Here is a 6,313-nt window from a genome sequence, read left to right as displayed (position 1 = left end):
AACTCCTTGTTCCGTTGCTGGAATCGCTGGTTGTGATGGACTTACTTTTGGTCCGTTCACAACTCCTTGTTCCGTTGCTGGAATCGCTGGTTGTGATGGACTTACTTTTGGTCCGTTCACAGCTCCTTGTCCCATTGCTGGAATCGCTGGTTGTGATGGACTTACTTTTGGTCCGTTCACAACTCCTTGTTCCGTTGCTGGAATCGCTGGTTGTGATGGACTTACTTTTGGTCCGTTCACAACTCCTTGTTCCGTTGCTGGAATCGCTGGTTGTGATGGATTTGCTTTTGATCCGTTCACAGCTCCTTGTCCCATTGCTGGGATCGTTGGTTGTGATGAATTTATTTTTGGTCCGTTCACAGCTCCTTGTCCCATTGCTGAAATCGCTGGTTGTGATGGACTTACTTTTGGTCCGTTCACAACTCCTTGTTCTGTTGCTGGAATCGCTGGTTGTGATGGATTTGCTTTTGATCCGTTCACAGCTCCTTGTCCCATTGCTGGAGTCGCTGGTTGTGATGGATTCGCTTTTGGTCCTACTGCATGTGGTCCTATCGGTCCATCATATTGATTTTCCATTGGGGTTATCCTCTCTTCCGTTTTTTCTCCGTTCATTGTAGACTGCCCCACTCCTGCTTTTGGTCCTGCTGGATGTGGTCCTATTGGTCCATCATATTGATTTTCCATTGGAGTTATCTTCTCTTCCGTTTTTTCTCCGTTCGTTGTAGACTGTCCCACTCCTGCTTTTGGTCCTGCTGGATGTGGTCCTATCGGTCCGTCATATTGGTTTTTCATTGGTGTAATCTTATCACTTAATTTTTCACCGTTCTTTGCAGGTTTCTTAGCTCCTGCCTTCGATCCTGCTGATTGTGAGCCTATATTTGATTTAACCGGTATTGGTAACGGAATATTAGACTTCCCTCCATCAAATAACGATTCCTCATTTATTGAAAACCCACCAGGATTAACCTTGGAATCATCCTTTCCTTTTACTTCTTTATTATTTCTGCTGCCGATTGATGATGTACCTGGTATTGCCTCTGCACTACCTCGACCTTTTGGGGCTTTCTTATCTTTCTCTTCTGAATCACCAGAACCATCAATATCACCTCCACCGCCAGAAGGTGGAGGACCGTCATCATCATCATCATTATTACCATTTTGCGTATCAAAGTTGTTTAAATCATTATCTCCAACACCTGGCATACGTGGACCTGCTGGATCTTCTTTCCCTCTAAGCTTATTAATCATACCCGCTGTTCCTGTTGCACCTTTTTTCATCATTTTCCCTGTCGCTTTTGCAACATCAAATCCAGCTTTTGCTGCCATTGCACCTGCCATCATAGTCTTCCAGCCACTTTGTAAACCTGCATCAATACCAAGTATACGTTCAACAATATTTGGCCCATCTATAACAGCCCAAGAACCAGCAAGAAGAAGTAGTGCGTTCCCCCAGCCCATAAAACCAAAATCTTTTGTAGCTAGCCACCCTACATAAAGGGTATATATTTTTAAAAGTAATGCCATACAAAAAATGACTGCATAGCAGCTGAAAATTTCATTTATTACCTTTTTTAATCTTTGACCGCCACTAATATCAGTTGCGGCTACTAGTGCTCCAAAGATATTATGAAAAGCCAATTCATAGATAATTCGTCCTACTTTTACTATACTAATTAATAAAGCAAATGCAGTAACAATGAGTGAGATTAGTACCGATCCCCAATTTATGCTCCATCTATAGTAAGCTTCTTTAAACACATCAAACCAACCATTATCTAGATCTACCGCTTCAATTTTATTATCATACGAAAGAGCTAACCTACTATTTAAAGCCTTTTTCCCTTCATCCTTCGCTAAAGACATATCTACCGTTTCATTAAAATCAATATATTTAATATTTCCTTCCGAGATACCATTAATTCTTTTTCCCTCTGGATCTCCCAATTGAAAATTCGTCTTAGCGTAAAAGTTAAGATCTGCTAAATTACTTTTAACAATACTTACCCCTAGCGAACCTGGTGATGCATGCAAGTCTTTCACACCAGCACTCGCTATTTTATTGAGGTTGTCCATTAAAATCGGACCACCTACAAGAAATAATATTGAAAGTAATCCGTTTAATATAACATTCGTTCTTTTTTCTATTTTATTGAACATTAATTGGTAACCAACTGCTATTATGGTAACAGTCAAAAGCGCCCATATTACTAAACTCATTCCGTTCCTTAAATTATTAATTTCTGAATATTGAAAGAAATCATTGCTTGTAATAACTTGTATTACTACCTTTTCTACAACCTCATTTATATAAAGAAGTAAAAATAGGAGTTTCTCGCCTAACCAACGAAATATATTACTCGCAATTCCGTTTATATCTAATATATCTTGATATTGAGTTAGTATTTCTTCCTTACTCAATGCATTCACCTCTTTCTATAATCGAATTGAAATATCATTTTTTTTCTTTTGTACGAACTTACAAGTGAAAAGCATTACTATATAAAAAAGAAGGAGCAGTATAGTAGCTGGTCCTTTCACTGATAAAAATTGATCATATATATTGGCAGTCATGAAGTGAAGAATAACTGGCATTGCACCAACCATACCAATAATCATATAGATTGTTTGCGCCCTACCTTTCTTCTTACGATGTAGATCATCACGTTTGGAGATTTCAAAGTTCATACTTTTAATAACTCGGCCAAACATTTCCCTTGCTGAACCACCTTTTTCATCTTTAATCTTTAAAATTTTATGAAATTGATTCAAAGCTGGGAAATTAAATTTTTCAAAGTGCTTTGTATCTAACTTTGCCTCTTCTTCCAATTTAGCTAGTGTTTTATCAATTTCTTTTTGAATAGAAACATCTAATGTTTTCTTTGTTTCTATCAAGCTATAATATGGATTTTTCCCCGACTGCATAAAGAAAGACATATTAGTTGCATACTTTAATAGCTCATTTAATTGAAATTGATAAACCCTGACTTTCTTATTTGCAACAGTAAAGGCGAAGAACCATATTACTGAACCAAAACTACCTGCAATTATACTTATAGGAACATCCTTCAAAATTATGTATACATATCCTGTATGCATAATAAATAAAAATGCTAACCATCCTACTATGGACCACCCACTAAATAGCAATCTTGCTTCTTGCCACAAAGATATTTTTTTCTTTTTTGATTTTGCCATTTTTATAAACCTCCTTTAATAAAAAAAGAACCTATTCTTTAGAATAAGTTCTTAAAATAATTATTTTTCTAGCCCCATCTTAATTGAGTAGCTAAAATCTCCATTTTCATAAGGCCTTGTTTTCCCACTAAAAATAGAACTTGAACCATCAACTATTTTCCCCTTTTTAAAGGCTAAATACCTACTTTTTGGTTCTGTTATACCTATGCTCTCTAATTCGTTTCTTGTCTTACTTGCCACATTGGAATCCCAATCTAAATCTTTAGGTGCGTCTTCCCAAGAAAAGAGATACACTTTTTTATCTAATTGTTTTGCATCATAATCCAAAACTTGTTTTGCATTTGAATTTTGAAGATCTCTATTATGAGCCATCATTACAAATACAGGCTCTTCTTTTTTAACTAATTTCATTAATTCATCATATGAAACTTCCACTACTCCAGCGCTAACAGATTTCTCATTCTTATTAGATTTACTACTCGTTCTATCTGTATTTTTAGAACAGCCACTTACAACCATTATAGATAGAATTACTAGTGCAATAATCCAATTTGATTTTATGATTTTCAATTCAATCACTCCAACTGTATATTTATAAATCCATATAAGTATAGTTTACTAAATTTACAGCTGCATGTACTAGACTTATTCTCATTTAATTGAGTCAAAGAATTGATTTACAGCTTCTTTAGGTTGGTATCCTACTAATCTATTTACCTCTTTACCATCCTTAAAATGAATCAAAGTAGGCGTTCCCTGTAAATCATAATCACGCCATCCCTCTTTGAACTCGTAAGCATTGTATAAACTAAATTTTGCATTAGAGTATTTTTTTACTGCATCCTTTAAATTAGGCTCTAGCGCTTCACAATATGAGCATACTGGACTAAAAAAATAAACCACTTCATTCTGTCCAACTTTTTCATTTCCCTTTAATTGCTCAGGCAAAATTATATTTTGATAAAACGAATCTTTCTCTGCTTGCTCTAAAGTTTGCATAGACACTTGTTTGTTTCCGTATGGACTTACTTGTTGTTTTTGTGAATTTCTATATGTATCAAAAACCATAAAAGCACCAAAAACTACAATAATAGCTGATAACATGAAAAATATTTTTTTCATTACTCATCCCACCCAAATTATTTGATATTAACATGTTATCAGCTTTTTTTAGCCCTATTCTATCAATAAACTTGCAGAAAAGTTTCGTAAAACTTGCAAAAAACTCCTATTTTGCAACTTCCTCTTTAAATACATCTGGTAGTAAATGATAAAGCTTAGCATCTTTTAATAGTTTGATTGTTCGCTCTGAAACAGGTTGTATTTTTTCGATTGTTTTATACTCACCTAATTCTGGATACCATTCATTTTCCTTCTGATAAATAGTTCGATAAATAAGCCCCTTCTCACTACTATAGTCAATAAACTCTACCACTTCTTTTATGTCTCGTATAACCTCTCCACTGTCATGTTCTTTTCTCATTTGTATTCCGTATGGTAACAATTCTATTATGTCTCTTAAAATTGTAATGTCATCAGAATTCGCATATGCTGGAGCTTGCTTCATCATAGGGATATATCGACCAGGAATAGCTCTGGCACTTTTAGCATGGACAGTTGTAATAATAGAATGATCCGTTTTTGCACTATCCAATACCCCCGCAGCTTCCTTTCCACGGGTTTCTGAAATCATAATCCAGTCTGGATTATTACGTAACCCTGCTTTAATTAAATGCCATATATCAACTTTTTTCTCACGATCATTATTAGCAAGTGTTCTCAAACTACTGATATCTTTGTTGGGATATAATTCTTTAATATGACTATCTGGGGTATCCTCAATTAAAAATATTGAATCATAATCATCCATAAAACCTACCAATAATTTCTGTAACTCAGTCTTCCCCGTACCTGTTCCGCCACTAATTGTAAAATTCCCCCTAGCTTTAATAAGTAATTCAAGAAGTACTGATATCTCCTCACTTACTAGGTCTGTTAATTTAGAAATTGCTAAATGAGGTTTGCTTACACGCAAAGCAAACGTTCCACCATATGCACAAACAGGATGGATTGTATTTACTCGTAAATCGCCAAATGCCGTGTCTAATATGGGTTCACTCTCTGTCAATTCTTCCCCTTGAATAGCAGCAATTTGTCTCATTAAGTTATTTACTTCCTCTGTAGTTGGTTGAGATTTAGGAGTATACCTTCCTGTAGCCCTATTTTCTATTCTTAAGAAAGTTCCATTCCATTTAATATCCGTAACATCTTTATCTTTCATATATGGTTTTAAAAAACTTCCCTCTAGAATTTTCTTAACTTTTTGTTGTTTTTCTTCATGATTATTCATTACATCCATTTCCTTTCATTTAAAAAGTCATTACACTTGAAATTTGATTCATATAATAGATAAAAATAATACCTGCAAATCCAGCCACAAAACCTACAGCTAAAAATAGTGCTGGCACAGAGAATATATCCATTGCCTCTACTTTTTTATCAACTAGCTCATTAACTTTATTCTCTTGAATACGATCAATAAACATTTCTAATTCTTGTAAAGCTTCCTTCTTTATCCCATACTCACTAAATTCATAAATAATGCTCATAACCATATTTGCTTCACTTGTACCTACAAAATCTGCAAATTCAATATAATGCTCACGATCATTACTCTTCTCAATCTTTTCAACTAATAAATTTAATTGCGCTTGCATTGGTCCTTTTAAATATGGAGCTGTTTCTTTTAATGTTGTATAAACATTTCCAGAAGTACCTAATAAACCTAAAAAATATCTTAAAAACTCTGGAAATAAAAAGGTTTTCTCTATATTGGCATTCGTATTACGTAGCATTAAATTAAAATAGTTATATTTATTGGCAGCTATCACGATTATGGGTAACCCTAAGAAAAACTCATATTTCTTTGTGGTCATTACAACTAATGTGTAACCCATAAAAATTACTAAAGTTAACATCCATTGTGTAATGCGATAAGCCTTTTTATCTAAATTAAAGTACTCCAAATACATATCTAAATGCTTTTCACTTAAAATCTCTCCAAACATCCTCTATCACTCCTTTTAACCCATAAATAATAAAAGGAAGGGAATCATCC

Annotated in this window: 6 protein-coding genes; all 6 read right to left on the bottom strand. The window is 34.5% G+C overall.

The genetic code is table 11. The annotated features are described in order from the left end of the window. Positions 1–2,418: pLS20_p028 family conjugation system transmembrane protein (locus AB6801_RS28790; protein ID WP_370941338.1), on the bottom strand; the 2,418-nt coding region annotated here is incomplete at its 3' end. Positions 2,419–2,433: 15 nt separating this feature from the next. Further along, complete coding sequence (locus AB6801_RS28785) at positions 2,434–3,195, bottom strand: hypothetical protein (RefSeq protein ID WP_370941337.1); 762 nt, start codon at positions 3,193–3,195, stop codon at positions 2,434–2,436. A gap of 60 nt (positions 3,196–3,255) precedes the next feature. Further along, positions 3,256–3,774: a hypothetical protein gene (locus tag AB6801_RS28780; protein WP_370941336.1), complete on the bottom strand. Its 519-nt coding sequence runs from the start codon at positions 3,772–3,774 to the stop codon at positions 3,256–3,258. A 72-nt stretch (positions 3,775–3,846) separates the two neighbouring features. Continuing rightward, positions 3,847–4,317 carry a thioredoxin family protein gene (locus tag AB6801_RS28775; protein WP_370941335.1) on the bottom strand — a complete coding sequence of 157 codons (471 nt, stop codon included), beginning with the start codon at positions 4,315–4,317 and terminating at the stop codon, positions 3,847–3,849. Positions 4,318–4,423: 106 nt separating this feature from the next. Further along, positions 4,424–5,545: an ATPase, T2SS/T4P/T4SS family gene (locus tag AB6801_RS28770; protein ID WP_370941334.1), complete on the bottom strand. Its 1,122-nt coding sequence runs from the start codon at positions 5,543–5,545 to the stop codon at positions 4,424–4,426. 19 nt (positions 5,546–5,564) lie between these two features. Continuing rightward, positions 5,565–6,263, bottom strand: a complete 699-nt coding sequence (locus tag AB6801_RS28765) for a flagellar assembly protein FlaJ (RefSeq protein ID WP_370941333.1) — start codon at positions 6,261–6,263, stop codon at positions 5,565–5,567. Positions 6,264–6,313: the final 50 nt, after the last annotated feature.

The organism is Bacillus sp. RCC_6_1 (assembly GCF_041360755.1).
In the GTDB taxonomy this organism is placed as follows: Bacteria; Bacillota; Bacilli; order Bacillales; family Bacillaceae_G; genus Bacillus_A; species Bacillus_A cereus.
Note: the sequence above shows the minus strand (reverse complement) of the source record. Positions and strands in the feature narration are given on the sequence as shown.